This is a genomic window from Syntrophotaleaceae bacterium (assembly GCA_041390365.1).
Classification (GTDB): Bacteria; Desulfobacterota; Desulfuromonadia; order Desulfuromonadales; family Syntrophotaleaceae; genus JAWKQB01.
Map to the genome: position 1 here is coordinate 1 of JAWKQB010000004.1, position 18,280 is coordinate 18,280.

An 18,280-nucleotide genomic window follows, 5' to 3' on the forward strand; every position below is an offset into this window, starting at 1 on the left:
TCCTCCAGGAGGTCGTCCGGGCGCTGCGGGCCTGCGGAGCCAAGGTGGACGACCGTTGCGGCATCCATGTCCACGTCGACGCGACAGCCTTTGACGGCCGGACCCTCGGCAACCTCGCCAAGATCGTCTACAAACAGGAAGCGCTCATCCTCACCGCCCTGGGTGTTAACGAGACCCGCCGCCGCAACTACAGCAAACCGGTGAGCGACGATCTCATCGCGCAGATCGAGCGCCGCCGTCCCAGGACCAGGGACCAGCTCAACCACATTTGGTACGGCTACCACAACCGGCAGCCCCAGCACTACGACAGCACCCGCTACCACGGCGTGAACCTGCACAACGTCTGGTACCGCGGCACGGTCGAGTTCCGCTGGTTCGAGGGGACGCTCCACGCGGGAAAGGTGAAAGCCTACGTCCAACTGGTCCTGGCCGTGGCGGCCAAGGCGCTGAACGGCCGGGCCGCATCGAGCCGCAAGAGGTCCTTCGACCCGCAGAGCGCCCGGTACGACTTCCGGGTCTTCCTGCTCCACCTGGGGCTCATCGGTGATGAGTTCAAGACCGCGCGCAAGCATCTGATCGCCGCCCTGCCGGGGGACTCGGCATTCAAACGCGGCAGGGTGAAACCAAATGAACAACCCGCCGACAAGGCGGAACCCTTCACGGAGGCCGGGCCCGACAATCCGGCAGGACAGCCGGATTGGACGCGCCAAGGGCGCGCCCGAAGGGCGAGGGCCATGGATGGCCCGAGTCAAACCCGGCCTCCGGCGTTTTCGGGGGACGAGACCGGCGGGACGCAAGGAGGTGCGTCATGAGAGTGCTGATCCGAAACATCGCCATCGACGGGCGGCCGCTTGAAGGTGACGGCGAGGTCTTCACCGGGGCGACGGTGACCGACGTGGTCCTGGCCATGAAAGGAGCCACTCTCTTTTCCGACCAGCGGGACCTCGAGGATTACATCGACATGGTCCTGCGCAACGCCAAGATGCTGTCCGGCGTCGAGCTTACGGTCCGGGGCGATACGCCCGAGGAAAAGGCCGCATCCTTTTTAGATGCATTGATCAAACACGGCCTTGCCGAGGTGCAGGACGACAAACCCGCGCGGATACTGATTCCCGCCCTGGTCTGGCAGGGCATCGACGCGGTCCGACTCTCCGGGCAGACCAACATGCTCGACCGACCGGTCGTCGCCCGGCTGGCCGGGGAGCTCGGCTGGCCCGACGCCGCGCGCTGGATCGAGGAGCACCCGAAGGAATACGCCGAGGGCGTCTTCCGCGGGTTCATCGTCGATCCGCAGGGAGGGAAATCCTGATGTGCGGGCTCGCGGGAGTCATCTTCGGAAATAAGCGGCGGCGCGCCGAGGAGCGGGAGTATCTCGCCTGGCTCTTTACCCGCTTGCTTGTATTGAGCGAGGAGCGCGGGCCCCATGCCACCGGCGCGGCTTGGCTCGATATCGACGGATGCCACCGTCTCTTCAAACGCCCGGTGACGGCCGAGCGGTTTGTCACGGACAAGGCCTTCGCCGAACTCCTGGCCGGCATAAACAACCGCGCCACGCTTCTGCTCGGCCATACCCGGTGGCGCACCCGAGGGGACGAGCGGGTCAACAGCAACAACCACCCGATCCGCGCCGGGGAGGTGATCGGCACCCACAACGGCACCATTTACAACGCCGACTACCTGTTCCGGCGCTGGAAGATGCGGCGCTTCGCCGAGGTGGACAGCGAGATTCTGTTCCGCCTGGCCGCGAACGCCGCGCGGGACGGTGCTATGGATATCGAGCGGTTCAAAGCCCGGCTCCGACGCTGTCGGGGTCAGATCACCGCCGTCATCGCCTGCCGGACCGACCCGCAAACCGTCATCGTGCTCAAGGGCAACCGACCGCTGGAACTGCGCTGGCATCCCCGCCGCAAAGCGGTTCTCTACGCTTCGGACCCCGCATACCTCGACGCCGTGCTGGCGGAGGAAAAAGGCTGGCGTGAGATTGCGGTCCCGCCCATGAGCCTGGTGGTGTTCCGGCGCGAGGACCTGGCCGCGTACTCGATGGAGCCCTTCGAGTTCGTCGCCCAGGAGAGAAAGGGCGCGGAGCCATGACAGACACTCCAATGAACCTCATGAACCAGGCAATGAACCCAACAGAACCCTTGAAGCCGAACACAAACGGAATGCTGAGACTCTTCGTCTACGGCACACTGAAGCGCGGTTTCTGGAACCACGACCGATTCTGCCGGGGAGTCCTGGCGGTGGAGGACGCCGTCGTCCGCGGCCGCCTCTTCGAGACATCCTCCGGAATCCCCGTCCTGGAGGTCCCGGAGGAGGACATCCTTGCCGTCGGGACCACCAACCCGCTCGCCGACGTGGCCACACAAGCGCAGGTGACGGCCCGCATGTCCAATCCCGAGCCAACCCCCGACCGGCTCCCGAAGAAGGGCACAGGCGCGCCCTGGGGCCCCGTGTACGGGGAGCTTCTTGCCTTCGACGATCCCGAAACCCGCCTTCCGGCCATCGACCGGCTGGAGGGGTTTCACCCTGGCGGTCCCTGCCTCTACCGCCGCGTCCTGACTTCGGCGCAGGTCCACGGAATCGTGCTTCCGGCATGGCTCTATGTGGTGGGGGATCGCTGGACCGGGAGTTTCAGAGAGCTATCCGGTGGGGTCTGGCGCTGAAAACCCATAAAAGCACAAGCCCAAGTCAGAAGGATGGCGCGGTGAAATCCCAGAAAAGCGATATTTCACCGTTTGTCCTTGACTGAAGAGGGCCACTTGTGTATACTTTGGTCTGGTTTCGTTGGTGTTCGTAGGCATCTGACTGACCTGCCTGTCGTGACACTTTCGACACAGGCAGAACCTGTCTAAGAGGGACGAAATGACCGCTGAAGAACGATGGGTCGGGGTCGAGGATGTTGCCAAGCATCTCGGTGTCAACAAGGACTCCGTATATCGATGGATAGAGAAGATGGGGTTGCCGGCCCATCGTGTCGGACGGCTTTTCCGGTTCAAGATCTCGGAAGTCGACGATTGGGTACGTGCCGGCGGAGCGAGTGAGGCAGGCGACCCATCTGCTACGGAAAAGAAAACTGATGACTAAGCCACTTAACAAAACAAAACAGGCTGAGAGAGCTGCGGGAAAAGTCGAGGACGCCTCTCGAAGAAAGGGGACGATCACCCCACCGCTTTACAGCAGCAAGATTATTAAGGCGGGGGCTCTTCTTCCGGACACGAAAGCTCTTTTGTCTGCATGGGACCCAGCCCTGTCCGTCAGTGAGAACCTCCAGCGCGTGCGTCGTCAGAACCTCTTGGGAAAAACGTCGCGGTCCCGTGCAGAGGATATCTTGGCGATTTTCCGGCAACGGTATCTGGTTGAAGAGCCGGTTGCTCGGGCTCTAGCGACTATTGTGAGCCGTCAGTCCAACGGCAACACCCTTGACCGGATTCTGTATTTCCATGCAGTGCGCGCTGACTCGCTCTTGCGCGATGTGGTAATTGAGCTGCTGGTGCCGCATTGGTCACGGGGCGTCATGGAGATTGATGTCCGGGAGATTGAATTGGCGCTGCGAAAATGGGTTGAAGAGGGAAAAACTTCAGGTCCTTGGGGGGATTCCACTGTACGACGCGTCACGCAAGGCGTGCTCTCAACGCTCCGTGATTTTGGCGTCCTTCAGGGAGCGGTCAATAAACGCATTGCCCCAGCCTACCTGTCCGTCCAAGCCTTCGCGTACATCGCGTTTTACCTGAAGCAACACCAACCATCGGGAGCCAAACTGCTTGATCTTGTCGATTGGAAACTGTTCTTCCTACCCCGCGAGGGAGTGGAGCGGTTCTTTCTGGAAGCGCATCAGCATGGACTGCTTGAATACCACGTTGCGGGCAGTGTCACTCGCCTGAGCTTTCCCGTAGAAACCCTTGAGGAGTATGCAAATGTCCTCACTCAATAATCGAATTGAACTCCTCGAGAACGACCTGAAGGCGAATCCTCCTCGGATCAGCGTCTACCATGATCTGCCATTCGCCATTTTTCGCTATGACCCGGAGGAAGAGTGGACGATTCGGCGGGAAGCACGATTGCTGGCAACGCGGCTGGAAGAAGCGGGCAGAAAAACATGCATCGTCCACATGTCTGACCTCTTATGGAAGGCAATTCAGGAAAGCGAAGGAATTGATGCGGTAGTCGAGCTTGAGAATGAGCGAGGCTTTCTTGAAGCCCAGGAGCAGATGACCACGTACTTGTCCGACCGTGACTGGCGGCCTTTGGCCGGTCTTCTGACAGAGCATCTTCAATCCCTGGATGCTGCAACTCAGGTGGTCTTCTTGATGCGGGCGGCGGCAATGGCACCCGGTATCTATCACATGTCCAAGTTGCTCGATCAGATGCAGGGCAAAACATCATTGACCACGATCCTTTTCTATCCCGGTTCTATCGAAGGGACAACAGGCTTGAGGTTCATGGCCCTTAAAGACCGTGATGCATTAGGAAACTACCGGGTGAAAATTTATGGATAGGACTCAAGGAGAGCACATGAAAACGATTGGCAACCTCCTGTCGCGGGATTTGAGTCGGAAGATCGAAGAGATCATCCAGGTCGATCAAACCGACGAGCAGTCCGTGTATTCGGAAATCACCGAGTACATTGCCACGGACAGCATTCGCGATCAGTACGCGGCTCTCCTAAAAGCCGTTGCAGAGGCCCCGACGGAACCCCATGAAAGCGTCGGCGTCTGGGTTTCCGGTTTTTTCGGCTCAGGCAAGAGCTCATTCGCAAAGAATTTCGGGTATGCGTTGGAGAACAGAAAGGTCCTTGGACAGGATTTCTCGGCCCTGTTCAAACAGCAGATCCGTGATGAGCAGGTCCGTAATCTGCTTGACCTTATCAATACCCGCTTTCCCACCGAGGTCATCCTTTTCGACATCGCCAAGGAGCAGGACACTCGCCGCGTCACACAACGCATCGCCGAGTTTATCTACACCGCCCTGCTCAGAGAGCTCGACTACGCTGAAGATTTCGATATCGCAGAACTTGAGATCGAACTCGAAGCGGAGGGCAAACTGGAACAGTTCATCGCCAAATGCAAACAAATCCACAGTCAGGAGTGGCGTATCGTCCGCAAAGGCGCACAACGGCTATCGCGGGCAAGCGCTGTTCTTCACGCCCTTGATCCAGTGACCTATCCAGCCGCCGATTCATGGGCGCATACCCAACGCAGTCGTGATGCGGCAATCAGCGTGAGCAAGGTTGTACACCGCACGTTCGAACTCTTTGGCCGCAGGCGTCCTGGGAAGGCGCTGGTTCTGGTTATCGATGAGGTCGGCCAACATGTCGCCCGCAGCGGCGACAAGATCGAAGACTTACGGGCCACCATCGAGGAATTCGGGAAAGTCGGCAGGAATCTGCTGAAAGCAAGAAAGATACCGGCACCGTGCTGGATCGTCGTAACCTCCCAGGAGAAACTCGACGAGGTGGTGGCCGCCATTGACTCCAAGCGGGTTGAACTGGCGAAGCTTCAGGACCGATTCCGTCATCGAGTTGATCTCGCGCCATCAGACATTCGCGAGGTGGCCACGCGGCGCGTCCTGGCCAAGAAAGACGACGCCCTGCCGATTCTCCGGAAGCTTTATAGTGCGAACCAAGGGGCACTGAACGCCGCATTGCGACTTGAACGCACCTCACGTCGAACGGCTGTCAGTGAAGATGATTTCGTCCAGTTCTATCCGTACCCGCCGCACTACATCGACATCGGCATCAGCATCATGTCGGGAATTCGGCTTCAGCCCGGAGCGCCCAGGCACTTCGGAGGAAGCAACCGGACGATCATCAAGCAGGCTTACGAGATGCTTGTATCCAACCGGACGAGGCTCGCCGATTGTCCAATTGGCACCCTGGTAACGTTGGATCGCGTCTATGAGCTTGTTGAAGGCAACCTTTCGAACGAGCGCCGCACAGACATTCATGAAATCAGCGAGCGATTCAAAGGCGACCCGGACAAGCAATGGACGCTTCGGGTTGCCAAGGTGATTTGTCTTCTGGAATTCGTCCGCGACCTGCCTCGAACGGAGGCGAACATCGCCGCCTTCTTGATCGATAAGGTCGGCGACCCGACACCGGTCGCCCAGGTCGAGGCAGCCATCAAGAAACTCTACGATGCGCAGTTTATCCGCAACACCGAGGATGGCTGGAAGCTCCAGACCGCCCAGGAAAAGAACTGGGAGACCGAGAAAAAGGCCCTCGATCCCAAACCCCGTGATCGGAATGAAATCGTCCGAAACGCTCTGCGCTCCATCTTTGGCGAACCCGCCCTCCGGACATACCGGCACAAGGATTACCGCACCTTCCGCATCGGGATTAGCGTGGACGGTATATCCGTCGGGGATGAAGGCGATATCAAGGTGTCCCTGGCTATGGCTGAGGATGATAGCGAGCTGTCCAACCGGATCAACGAGATTCGAGACGAAAGCCGGCAGAAGGCCCACGAAAACGACCTCTACTGGGTATTCTCCCTTGCGCCGGAGATTGACGAACTGGTGGCCCAGCTCTTTGCGTCCAGGAAGATGGTTGAAAAATACGACCAGCTTCGAGCCCAGAGCAAAATCACCCCGGACGAGGCCACCTGCCTCCAGGACGAGAAGAATTTCGTCCTGAATTACGAATCACGGCTTAGGGACAAGGTCACGGAAGCGATTGAGCGTGGGACAGGGATGTTTCGCGGCGTGGCGAGGGATGCATCGTCGCTCGGCAAGAACCTGGGTGAGATTATCAAGAAATTTCTGGAGCAGATCGTTCCCGACCTCTATCCCAAATTGGAAATGGGTTCGCGCCCGCTGCACGGGGATGAACCCGATGTTTTCCTGAAGGCCGCTGATCTAAAGGCCCTTCCTCAAGTGTTTTATGTCGGCGAACGCGGTCTGGGGCTGGTCACCAAGGAAGGTCCAAAGTACGTGCCGAACCCAAGCGCCGATGTGGCCAAAGAGGTCCGTGATTACCTCGTCAGCCAGCACGAGTATGGCAATAGGGACGCTTGCCTTGGCAAGGCTCTCGAGACTCGATTCAACGGCACGCCCTATGGATGGGAACGCGACGTGTTGCGTCTGGTCCTCGCTGTTCTTTTCCGTGCAGGCGTCATCGAGGTTTCCTTCGGCGGCCAGAAGTTCGATTCCTACACGGAACCGCGAAGCCGGGAACCCTTCGTCAATAACACGAAATTCAAGTCGGCGATATTCACCCCGATTAAACCGGTCGATCTCAAGACCCTTACGCAGGCGGTTCAGAGCTATGAGGGTCTAACCGGCAAGACCGTGGATGTGGAGAAAAACGCCATCGGGACGGCCGCAAAACAGTATGCCGAGGCAGAGACCAAGGAAGTCGTTCCCATTATCGCGGAGGCCAAAGCCCGTTATTTACCGGTGCTGGCCATCTTAGAGGAGTACCGGGAAGCACTGGCGAATATCGAGAACGGCTCCGCCGACGACTGCGTGAACCTTCTGGCCGGCGGTGCCGCCTCGCTCAAGGAGGGCCGTGAGCGAATCCGCAAGATCGCCGAATGTCTGAACGAAAAGGGGCTGGCGACCCTGCTGAGAGCGCGGCTGGCTGCCAACGAAATGTCCCGCGAGTTGGAGTCGGCAGTGGGCAGTGGGCAGTGGGCAGAAAAAGGCAAAGAGCTTCGTGAACTATTGCAGTCCGAGACCTTCTTTGAGTCCATGGCGCAGATCGAGAAGTGCGCGCAGGAAATCCTGACCGCGTATCGCGAACTCTATGAAAAGACCCATACCGAGCGAGCGGCTCAGTATCGCGATGCGGTCGAAAAGATCAAGGGACGGAAGGAATGGGAGCAGGTGCCTGAGTCCATGCGGGAACCGGTGCTTTCCCCGCTGGCATCACGCGGTTGCGCCGAGAGTGATTTCCCGGAGACGAGCCTTGCCTGCAACGCTTGCCGCGCCGGAGTAAGCCAGATGGAATCGGATATCGAGGCCCTTGGCGGCCTTTTTGCCAAGGTCGTTTCCGAAATCCAGCGGCTGACGACGCCGCCCGAGGTGAAAGTCGAACGCGTCCGGGTGTCCGAGTATTTCTCCGGATCATTTGAATCGGCGGACCAGGTCAAGAAGGCCGTGGCCCGCCTGCAGGACCATCTCCTGAAACTGCTCGATGAGGGCGTAAAGATCGTGGTGGAGTAATTCATGGACCAGACCATACGAAACAAGCTGCGAGGCGTCGTGACCCAGTGCCGAAAGCTGCTGGAGGACTCCACAGCCCAAGCTCTCCAGGGACGTTTCGGCATCTACGCGTCCCGCAAAAAGGGCGAGGTCCAAATTGAGGACGAGGCCCGCATGGCGCACCTCACCGAGGAGGACCGCGCCTGCCGCCAGGACCTACTGGACCATCTGGAGCACATCCAGGCCATCGGCTACAAGCCGAGCGAGGCGCTGGAACAGCTTGTCCGCGAGATCAGTTTCACCCATCTCAACCGCCTCTGTGCCTATAAGATGATGGAGTCCCGGGGCCTTATCCGCGAGGCCGTGAGCCGCGGGCTCAAATCCCAAGGCTTTTTCTTCTACCTCGCCGACCACCCGGAAGACGAAAAGCTCCATAACGGCGGCGGGCAAGAGACGGCATACCGGAACTTCCTCGACTGGCTGGGTGGAACGCTTTCGCAAGAAATCGGCGTTCTCTTTAATCCTAATGACCCGGCGAATCGCATCTACCCACCGCAAAGGGTGCTGGACGAGGTGTTGGCCCTGATCAACGATGGAGACCTCAAGGACATCTGGTCTCAAGACGAGACCATCGGTTGGGTTTACCAGTATTTCACGCCGAAAGAGTTGCGCGACAAGGCCCGCAAAGAAAGTCAGGCCCCGCGCAATTCTTATGAGCTTGCCTTCCGTAATCAGTTCTTCACCCCTCGGTATGTGGTGGAGTTCTTAACCGATAACACCCTCGGCCGCATCTGGTACGAGATGCGCAAGGGCAAGACCATCCTCAAAGACCGCTGCAAATACCTGGTGCGGCGTCCCATGGAGATATTCCTGAAGGATGGTGAGCTGCCTCCGGCGGAGTCAAAAGAGGCGCGTGAAGACCTTTCGCAGGAAGAACTGCTGAAGCAGCCAGTTTACATACCTCACCGGCCCAAGAAAGACCCGCGCGAGCTTAAGGTCCTCGACCCGGCCTGCGGCTCCGGGCATTTCCTCCTCTATTGCTTTGACCTGCTTCAAGTCATTTATGAAGAAGCCTACGACGATCCGGACTTAGGCGCGGCGCTAAGGAGGGATTACCCGGCGATTGAAGATCTCCGACGTGCTGTGCCCGCGCTGATCCTCAAGCACAACCTGCACGGCATTGACATTGATCTGCGGGCTACCCAGATCGCGGCGCTGGCCCTGTGGTTGCGCTGCCAGCGGGCGTATCAGGAATTGGGTCTGAAGAACGGGGAACGCCCAAAGATCACCCGCTCCAACATCGTCTGCGCTGAACCGATGCCGGGCGAGACGGACCTGCTGAAGGAATTCACCTCTACCCTGCAGCCCAAAGTGCTGGGCCAACTCGTCGAGGCGGTCTTCGAGAAGATGAAGCTCGCCGGCGAGGCGGGAAGCCTGCTCAAGATCGAGGAAGAGATTCGTGAGGCGGCAGGCAAAGCGAAATTCGAATTCATTCAGTGGAAGAAACACCAAGACAAAGCAAAGTGGTCGCTATTTCCAGAGTTGGTTAAGCGAGACCAACCTTCCATTTTTGACTTTGCTGATATGACGGATGAGGTGTTCCTTGATCGTGCCGAGGAGGAAATCGTCGAGGCCCTTCGCCGCTACGCCACACAGGCCGAAAACGGCCGCGGCTTCCGCCGCCGATTGTTCGCTGAGGATGCGGCCCGCGGCTTCGCCTTCATCGACCTCTGCCGCAAGCGCTACGACACGGTGCTGATGAATCCACCGTTTGGTGAGTGCGTACAAAGTGCCATCCAGCATGTCTCTCGAGTTGTGCCCCATTGGTGCAAGAATCTTGCTTCAGCATTTGTTGGTAGACTTATTTCTATGCTGAGTGTTGGCGCTAAAATAGGGACCGTAACTGATCGCACCATACTGATCAAGTCCAGCTATCAGGATTTCAGAACCCAGTATGCGCTTGGTTCATTGAATATTGGACCCATGGCGGACTTAGGATGGAATGTTCTCGATGCAAATGTGGAAGTTTCGGCTGTGGTGTTTTCTGAATCTTCAGAACTCAACGGAGAGCAGCTATTCATTGATTGTCGGGCTGCAGCGAACAAAGATAGTGAACTCGTTGCAGCTATAGTACCGACCAATATGGGCGGAGGTCACAAATGGCTTAGGTCAACATCCTTCTTACGATTACCAAATGCGTCCATCGCCCACGATATGCCGAGTTTCATTATTCGTTGGTTTAACTCCATTCCTGCCCTGAAGGATGGAGGTGCAAAAGCCCTACAAGGGCATGCGATTAAAATGGATTGGTATGGCCGCCTTCGGTGGGAAGTCGATCCATCCCTTATTGGTAATAACGCAACATGGTCAGCCATGTATAACGGCGGATCGTTTACGCGTTTCTACCTTCCTCTTATAGAAATTGTCAGATGGAATGGAGACGGCACTTTCCTAAAGAAGCATCCGTCGACACGATGGTCAAACGCTGAACGACAGCAGAAGCCGGGCATTGGGTACGGGAAGAGAGGCGATATTCTGGACGCACATCTTGTTCCTTCCGGTCATGTTTTCACAGTGGAAGGACTATTTGTCCTTCCAGATTCACTGTCGGATATTTGGTACTACCTTGGGATTCTGAATTCCCCACTTTGTTCGGTGATCTTGAACTTTTACTGCGGTCAACACAAGCACGCGGGCTATGTCGACCTTCTCCCAGTCCCCCGAATCAGCGATAACAGAACAGCAGGAGAAGTTATCGGCGATCTTGCGTATAAGGGCTGGGTGTCTAATAGAGAACTGGATAAATCCAATGAAGTGTCACCTGTATTCGTCCATCCGTGGGTTTCTATTGCAATGGATGTAAAAGACTTATTTCAGGAACTTGCCGAGTGTAGTTCAACAACACAACAAGAAATAGCCAGTTTAACGAGCCAGTTGGAGACTGCCGTCGAATCAGCCTACAAACTTGAAATCGGAGAACGCCACCAAATCAGTGAGTTGATCGAACGCGCGTCTTCTAATGCCGGATTATCTGATGAATCTGACAAAGAAGAAGAGGCCGATAGTACAGCGTCAATATCTCAAGTGGTGCATGGTGTGGTGTCGTATCTGCTTGGTTGTTCCGTAGGTCGATGGGATATCCGTTTCGCCACCGGCGAGCGGCAGTGCCCAGAACTCCCCGATCCCTTCGACCCGCTCCCTGTCTGTCCGCCAGGCATGCTCCAAGGTACGGACGGTTTACCCGCCAAGCCGGAGGATGTACCGTCCGATTATCCTATCCGGATCGACTGGGACGGCATCCTGGTGGATGACCCTGGGCATGAGGATGACATCATCCGTCGCGTTCAAGACGTGCTGGAGGTGATCTGGAAAGACCGCGCCGAGGCCATCGAACGGGAAGCCTGGGAAATCCTGGGCGTGCGGGAGCTGCGCGACTATTTCCGCAAGCCCGGCAACGGCGGCTTCTGGATGGACCACGTCAAGCGCTACTCCAAGAGCCGTCGAAAGGCTCCGATCTACTGGTACCTGCGCTCGGCCAGGGGCAACTATGGACTGTGGCTTTACTATCACCGCCTGGACAAGGACATTCTCTTCAAGGCGCTGCTCAATTATGTGGAGCCCAAGATACGCATGGAGGAGGACCGTCTGAAATCCTTGAGGGGTCGAAAAGAAGCTGCAGGAAGTTCCGGACGCGAGGCCAAGCAGATCGAAAAGGACATGGACCGCCAGGATCAGTTGGTCTCCGAGCTGCACGACTTTGCGGACAAGCTCCGCAGGGCCGCAAACCTCCATCTTGTCCCTGACCTCAATGACGGGGTGGTTCTCACCATCGCCCCGCTCTTTGAGCTGGTGCCATGGAAAGAGGCGAAGGAATACTGGGAAGACCTCGTCGCGGGCAAGTACGAATGGTCGAGCATCGGCAAACAAATGCGCGAGAAGGGGCTGGTGAACAAATGAGCCTCGGCATCGTAACAGAACATCTCATCAGTCTGATCGCCAAGCAGGTCAACGACAACGGCCTCGTGGTTTGGTACGACCCGGATGGCGCGTATGCGGCTGCTCTGCCGGCGCTGGACCTACCCGATACCGATGTGCTTCGCTACAAAGGCAGTTTTGTCCAGTTGCGCTGGGAAATAGACCAGAAGCATCTCATGGACGGCGAAGAGGCGCCCCGCATGGTGGTCTATGTGCCGATGGCTCAGGACCAGACCCATCACGCCCTCATCGAGTTGGAATCTGCTGGTGTGATCATGCAGCCCGGCCAGCAGCCCCCGGCGCGCAACACCCGACTGGCCGTTGTGGCCCGCAACGCCCTGAAAGGCGTTCTGGGCGAAGACACCGCTGCCCATGTGGAAAAGCAGACCGAAGCAGGAAAGTTGACCCTAGCCGACCTCGACGCCTTGGCCGACAAAGGCGGCGAGATTTCCAAGGGAGTGATTGCCCTTATCTTTGGCACCGGCAACCCGCAGGAGGTCGCCCTCTCTTTTCTCGACAATGATCGTCTCGATGAGAGCATTACCAAAAAGGACGCCAAAGGCGAACTTGTGGAACTTCTACGGCATAACCTCGGTTTCGACGCCCCTGATGGCGACGGGTTGGACGTCCTCCGCCAACGGCTGGCCCGGCACGTCTTGATGACCGATCTTATTTCAGGACTTGGCCAGACTGTACCGTCCAGTCTGGCCTCGGCTCCCGTCGCCACAGCGCCCGCTACCGCCACCGCATGCGTTGATCTGGCCCGGGCGTGGCGTTTACGCCGTGACCGGCGTGACAGCTACGTGGCCGCCGCGCTCAGGGTGGAACAGGAGTTCAACCTCGCCGCCTTGACGTTCGAGCCGGAGGCGATGACAAATGTCGAAACCTTCCCGGCTATTGAGAGGGCGCTGTTGAGACATGCAGAGAACCGGCTTCTGGAGAAAACAGACGGCGATATGTTGGTCCTGGCCGAGTCCCGCAAGGCTGGCTTTTGGTGCGATGCGGAACCGAAACTTCAGGCTCGGTGGGCGCTTGTTGCTTCCGCTGCCGAGGTACTACTGGAGGCTGAGCGCGTCGAGAAGGCGTTAAAAAAATCCCCGCAGTCGGTCACCGGGATGATCAAGGAATATACCGAAGGTGCGGAGCCCTGGTGTCTGCTGGATACTCAGCATCGTCACATGGAGAGCCGTTGGTACAACTTCGAGCCCCATGGCGACGACCACGACAGCATCGAGAAACTGGTGATCCAGGCCAGACGGCGTTACGTGGCGGTAGGCTCTGAGATCGCCCGGCAATTCCTGACGGAACTGCAGAAAAACGCCCCGGACAAGAGCGTTATGCGCCAGCGCGAGGTTTTCGAGAACCACGTCAAGCCGTTCCTCGCCGAGAAGAAGACCGCCTATGTGTGGGTGGATGCGCTTCGATTCGAAATGGGCCGGGAGCTGGCCCGCTTGCTCAGGGAAGATTTCGAGGTGGACCTCCATCCGGCCCTCGCCGCCGTGCCCACCGTGACCGAGATCGGCATGGCGGCGCTGCTGCCCGGCGCTCAGGGCGATGCAAAGGTCGTGACGGCAGGCAGCGGCAAACTGGCGCTGGAAATCAACGGGAGCCTCATTAAGGATCGCAAAGACCGGCTGACGCTTCTGAAGAAGCATGCGGGCGTGGATGTCTTTGACGCCAAGTTGGACAATCTCCTGCCCAAGCCCTCCAAGAAGGTTCGCGAAGGCATCGAAAACGCGCAGTTGATTCTTGTGACATCGCAAGAGATTGATGAACTCTGCGAGCAGGACAACATCACCCAGGCGCGCAGACAAATGGACGGTGTCCTGAACGACCTGCGGCGGGGCGTTCGAGTGCTCTTTGACATGGGTATCGAGCGCATCGTCCTGGCGGCTGACCATGGACATCTCTTCGCCGATGAACTGAGCGAAGACATGAAAGTGGACTCGCCGGGCGGCGAAACCGCGGACCTCCATCGCCGGGTTTGGGTGGGGCATGGGGGCAATGCGGGCGATGCATTCCTGCGTGCACCTCTCAGCGCGCTCGGCATGCAGGGCGACTTCGACTTGGCCACGCCCTGGACCTTCGCCTGCTTCAAGTGCAAGGGGGGTGCGAAAGCTTATTTCCATGGCGGGCTTTCGCCACAGGAATTGCTGGTGCCGGTCATGGTTCTACGTCCGTCTTGCAAACCATCCGCTGGTCCGCCGGTAGGTATCACCTGGACGCTCGTTCCGGGTAGTCAAAAACTTACGACCCGGTTCTTCTCTGTGCAACTAACAGGTGTGAACTCAGGACTGTTCGACATCGCACCGCCGAAAGTCCGTGTTGAACTGCGAGCGAAAGGAAAGATCGTGTCGCGTGCCGTCAGTGCGTCCTACGGTTTCGAAGAGGCCACAGGCGATGTGGCATTGCGCAACGATGCGAGCGATTCTAAGAGGATAGCACCCAATACGATCACTTTGATGATCACCGAGGAGCCGGACCAAAAGAGTGTTGGATTGTACTTGCTTGATGCCGCGACAGGAGCTGAATTGGCACGGCTGGAGAAAATCGAAGTGTCTATCGCAATGTAAGGGATGAACGATGCCAGAACTTGATCGCAAAGCAACCAGAGTTTTTGCCGGTAAGGTGGTTCGCAAGGACCTCGTCCGAAAGGTGAAGGTCGGGGCGAACGTTCCGGTCTTTGTCCTTGAGTATCTTCTCGGTAAGTACTGCGCCACCGATGACGCGGCGGCCATCGAGGCGGGGCTTCGCGTCGTGAACACCACGATCAGTTCCAACTTCGTCCGACCCGATGAGGCCAACAAGGCGCAGTCGATGGTCAAGGACAAGGGCAAGCACACGCTCATCGATAAGGTGAAGGTCCGCTATCTTTCGGACGACGACAAGTATTGGGCAGAGCTGCTTAACTTCGGCCACAAGTTCGTCCATGTGCCGGAGCACTTCTTGCGCGAATACGACCGGCTTCTCATGGGCGGCATCTGGGCCCAGATCGACATCCGGCACCAATACGACGAGGATGCCAAGGGCAAGCGGAGCCCCTTCTGGATTGACAGCATAAAACCTATTCAGATCGCATCGTTCGACTTGGCGGAATACCAGAACTGTCGTCGCGAGTTCTCTGCGGACGAATGGCTTGACCTGCTCCTGCGAACCATAGGTCTTGAACCGCAGAACTTCGACCGCCGGCTCAAGATGATGTTCCTCGTCCGGATGATCCCGCTCTGCGAACACAACTTCAACCTCGTGGAGCTGGGACCTCGAGGTACGGGCAAGAGTTACGCATATCAGGAGCTGTCACCATACACCATCCTCCTGACCGGCCCCACGACCGTCGCCAACCTCTTCTACAACATGGCGAGTGGAAAGATGGGGCTGGTGGGAATCTGGGACTCCATCGCCTTCGATGAGGTGGCCGATCTCCAGAAGATGCCGAAAGAGGTGGTCACGACACTCAAGACCTATTGTGAATCCGGCATGTTTGCCCGCGGGAAGGACGCTCTTACCGGTATGGCCTCCATAGCGATGTTCGGCAACACCAACCAGGCGGTCGACGTCATGGTGCGTTCCTCGCATTTGTTCATGCCGATGCCGGAGGTGATCCGCGAGGACATGGCCTTCCTTGATCGCCTCCATTTTTACATCCCCGGCTGGGAAGTTCCGAAGATGCGGGTCGAGTATTTTACCGACCATTATGGATTCGTGGTTGATTACCTTGCCGAGGCGCTCCGCGAGCTGCGAAAACATAACTTCACTGAAGCGATAGATAGGCATTTCTCGCTCGGCTCCCATCTTAATGCCAGAGACGTGAAAGCGGTTCGGAAGACGGTTTCAGGCCTGATCAAGTTGATTTACCCGCATGGTGAAATGAGCCGCGATGAGCTTGCGGAAATCACTGAGCTGGCCATCGAGGGTCGGCGACGTGTCAAGGAACAACTCAAGAAGCTCGGTTCCTTTGAGTATCACCAGACTTCGTTTTCATACATAGACAACGATACGCGCGAGGAGAGATTCGTCGGGGTTCCGGAACAGGGGGGGCGCGACATGATCGCGTCCGACCCGCTTGCCCCTGGGTCGGTGTACACCGCCTCCGTGGATGACCAAGGGAAGGTTGGTCTCTATCGCCTTGAGGTCGGCTGCTCTCCCGGTACCGGGAAACTCAAAATAGCCGGTGGCATCGATGGAACGATGCGCGAATCGATCCAGCGGGCCTTTGCCTATCTGGCAGCGCAGAAGGTCAAGATAGGGATTTCCCAGCAGGTGGATACGACGGATTTCCATGTTGAAGGCATAGACCTGCTCAGTAATCACGTGCCTTGTGAAGCAGGTGTCGCGCTCATCGTGGCGGTGTACTCCGCCATCAAAAAACAGTCGGTGCTGGCGGGCCTTGTGATACTTGGGGACCTGAGCATCCAGGGCAATATCAAGTCCCTTCGATCTCTGGTGGAGCCTCTCCAGGTCGCCATGGATAACGGCGCACGTCGGGCGCTGGTGCCTTTGGAGAACAAGCGAAACTTCCTGGAGGTCTCGGGCGATATCGTAGAACGGGTCGATCCAATCTTCTTCTCGGACCCCATGACGGCAGCGATGAAGGCGCTGGGGATGACATAGGTGATTGCAAGGACGCTTATGAGCAAAGCTGTTACTGCTCGGCAACAAGGCGACGATTACCAGGCATACCACTTCTGGATGCTTGCGGCGGAGATGCTACGCCCTACAGCTAAGATTGCAGAGGTAGGTTACGAAGTAGGGGACTACAAGTCGTTCGATGACGTGGCCGTGAAATATGCCCAGCCCCGAATTCATGCGCATGGCATTGAGGTCGATGCCGACTACTTCCAGATAAAGTTTTCTGTGAACTACTGCAAGGCTATTACGGCCGAAGCACTGGTTGATCCGTCATTCATTGGGGCACAATCTGTCTCGTTCCTTGAAAGACTCCGGGATGCTGTTCAGAAAATACCTGGTGGGGCAAACCACCGATTTGTGCTTATCACTCCCCGCCCTCCTGATCCCAATGATACCTTGAGTACGCTTCTCAATACTTCGAATGGCAGCATTAACTGTGATGCTCTCCTTCAAGGCAAGACTAAGAATAGCCGCATGGGAAAAATTCGCGAACTATGGGCTTCGAAGCTCGGCTTGAAGGACGAGTTAGAGTTGGTGCCCATACTGCAGCGCCTGAAGATTGTATGCTGGCCCGAAAACCTTCAGGACATTATTGGTCATTTAAATGCACGCCTTGAAGCAGCAGGGTTGCAATCATGGCCAGAGTCATCCCGTGCTAATCCTTATCCTCAACTTATTCGGGCATTGTGCGCTGAAGGGAAAAAGTGGTTCACACGGGAATGCATAATGAAAGCAGCAACACGAGAGGGTCTTATAAGTTCCACTATACTGCCATCCACTTCTGGAACACGCCTTGGTATCAGAACATTCATGCGCTGGGCAGAAAACATGGAAGATGAAACGGATGCAATGCTCTGTTTATGCGGCCACTTTGTTGACCGATATATTCGATCCCCTGAACTCTGGACTTCAGTGATTATTCCAGAGACCACCAGATTTCTGAGAAGTAATGTGAGGCCCGGTGGCAACTATGTGATGGACCTCCAGACACTAACCTCTGTGGCGTTTCTCGCCGGCTATTTGCTTGATCCTAAACTCAATGTGAAGTTGGCCATCGTCCAAGACCGTGGCAGTGTACCATGGGAGGTAGATTCAAATCGAATCAGCGCGATATCTGACCGGTGGGAACAACATATCTCTGTTGTAGGTAATGGCCGCGACCTCGTGGTTGGCATCAGTATCAGCAGACCGGTGACAGCTGACGTGACCGCTTATATTTGTAAGGCCTCGCTACCAGCACAGGAATTCGTGAGTCTTGAACCTCAAGGAGGCCCCGGCCAGAAGACCATTGTTGACGCGACGGATGCTTATGGGCTTGCCCAACATGTGGTCAACCATCTTTCCAGGATACGGAAGGAAAAGGAAATCCTGGGTCCAACTCATCTGTTCTTGGCTGCCCCTAACGTTTTTTCTTTCTTCCTTGGGCAGTTGGCTAGGCCATTGGGTCAAATCAAGCTTTACGAGTACCACTTCGGCTCGGGCGAAACAGGGGCCTACACCCCTTCAGTCACCATCAATCACGAGGTGCGGATTTAGG

General features: G+C 57.1%; 12 protein-coding genes. All 12 read left to right on the forward strand.

Going from position 1 to position 18,280, the window contains the following annotated elements; all coding sequences use genetic code 11:
• Nucleotides 1-812 (forward strand): amidoligase family protein (locus R2940_17560; GenBank protein ID MEZ4601599.1); only part of this gene is annotated, 812 nt, incomplete at its 5' end.
• Nucleotides 809-1,309: a DUF5049 domain-containing protein gene (locus tag R2940_17565; GenBank protein ID MEZ4601600.1), complete on the forward strand. Its 501-nt coding sequence runs from the start codon at nucleotides 809-811 to the stop codon at nucleotides 1,307-1,309. The genes R2940_17560 and R2940_17565, both read left to right, overlap by 4 nt.
• Entirely contained in the window at nucleotides 1,309-2,091 is a 783-nt protein-coding gene (locus R2940_17570; GenBank protein ID MEZ4601601.1) for a glucosamine 6-phosphate synthetase, read from the forward strand. The genes R2940_17565 and R2940_17570 overlap by 1 nt, the downstream gene beginning before the upstream one ends.
• Nucleotides 2,092-2,102: 11 nt before the next feature.
• Nucleotides 2,103-2,663 (forward strand): gamma-glutamylcyclotransferase family protein, encoded by a 561-nt coding sequence (locus R2940_17575; protein ID MEZ4601602.1) that lies wholly within the window; start codon nucleotides 2,103-2,105, stop codon nucleotides 2,661-2,663.
• Nucleotides 2,664-2,862: 199 nt separating this feature from the next.
• Complete coding sequence (locus R2940_17580; protein ID MEZ4601603.1) at nucleotides 2,863-3,084, forward strand: helix-turn-helix domain-containing protein; 222 nt, start codon at nucleotides 2,863-2,865, stop codon at nucleotides 3,082-3,084.
• Complete coding sequence (locus tag R2940_17585) at nucleotides 3,077-3,931, forward strand: DUF1819 family protein (protein MEZ4601604.1); 855 nt, start codon at nucleotides 3,077-3,079, stop codon at nucleotides 3,929-3,931. Before R2940_17580 ends, R2940_17585 begins: the two co-directional genes overlap by 8 nt.
• Nucleotides 3,915-4,496 carry a DUF1788 domain-containing protein gene (locus R2940_17590; GenBank protein ID MEZ4601605.1) on the forward strand — a complete coding sequence of 194 codons (582 nt, stop codon included), beginning with the start codon at nucleotides 3,915-3,917 and terminating at the stop codon, nucleotides 4,494-4,496. Before R2940_17585 ends, R2940_17590 begins: the two co-directional genes overlap by 17 nt.
• Before the next feature lie 16 nt (nucleotides 4,497-4,512).
• On the forward strand, nucleotides 4,513-8,160 hold the full coding sequence (gene brxC / locus R2940_17595; GenBank protein ID MEZ4601606.1) for a BREX system P-loop protein BrxC: 3,648 nt from the start codon (nucleotides 4,513-4,515) through the stop codon (nucleotides 8,158-8,160).
• Between the two features lie 3 nt (nucleotides 8,161-8,163).
• Complete coding sequence (gene pglX, locus R2940_17600; GenBank protein ID MEZ4601607.1) at nucleotides 8,164-12,096, forward strand: BREX-1 system adenine-specific DNA-methyltransferase PglX; 3,933 nt, start codon at nucleotides 8,164-8,166, stop codon at nucleotides 12,094-12,096.
• Nucleotides 12,093-14,687, forward strand: a complete 2,595-nt coding sequence (locus R2940_17605; GenBank protein ID MEZ4601608.1) for a PglZ domain-containing protein — start codon at nucleotides 12,093-12,095, stop codon at nucleotides 14,685-14,687. Before pglX ends, R2940_17605 begins: the two co-directional genes overlap by 4 nt.
• Nucleotides 14,688-14,697: 10 nt before the next feature.
• On the forward strand, nucleotides 14,698-16,725 hold the full coding sequence (gene brxL, locus R2940_17610; GenBank protein ID MEZ4601609.1) for a protease Lon-related BREX system protein BrxL: 2,028 nt from the start codon (nucleotides 14,698-14,700) through the stop codon (nucleotides 16,723-16,725).
• An 18-nt stretch (nucleotides 16,726-16,743) separates the two neighbouring features.
• Nucleotides 16,744-18,279, forward strand: coding sequence for an SAVED domain-containing protein (locus R2940_17615; GenBank protein MEZ4601610.1), 1,536 nt, complete (start codon nucleotides 16,744-16,746; stop codon nucleotides 18,277-18,279).
• The last annotated feature ends 1 nt before the right edge of the window (nucleotide 18,280 follow it).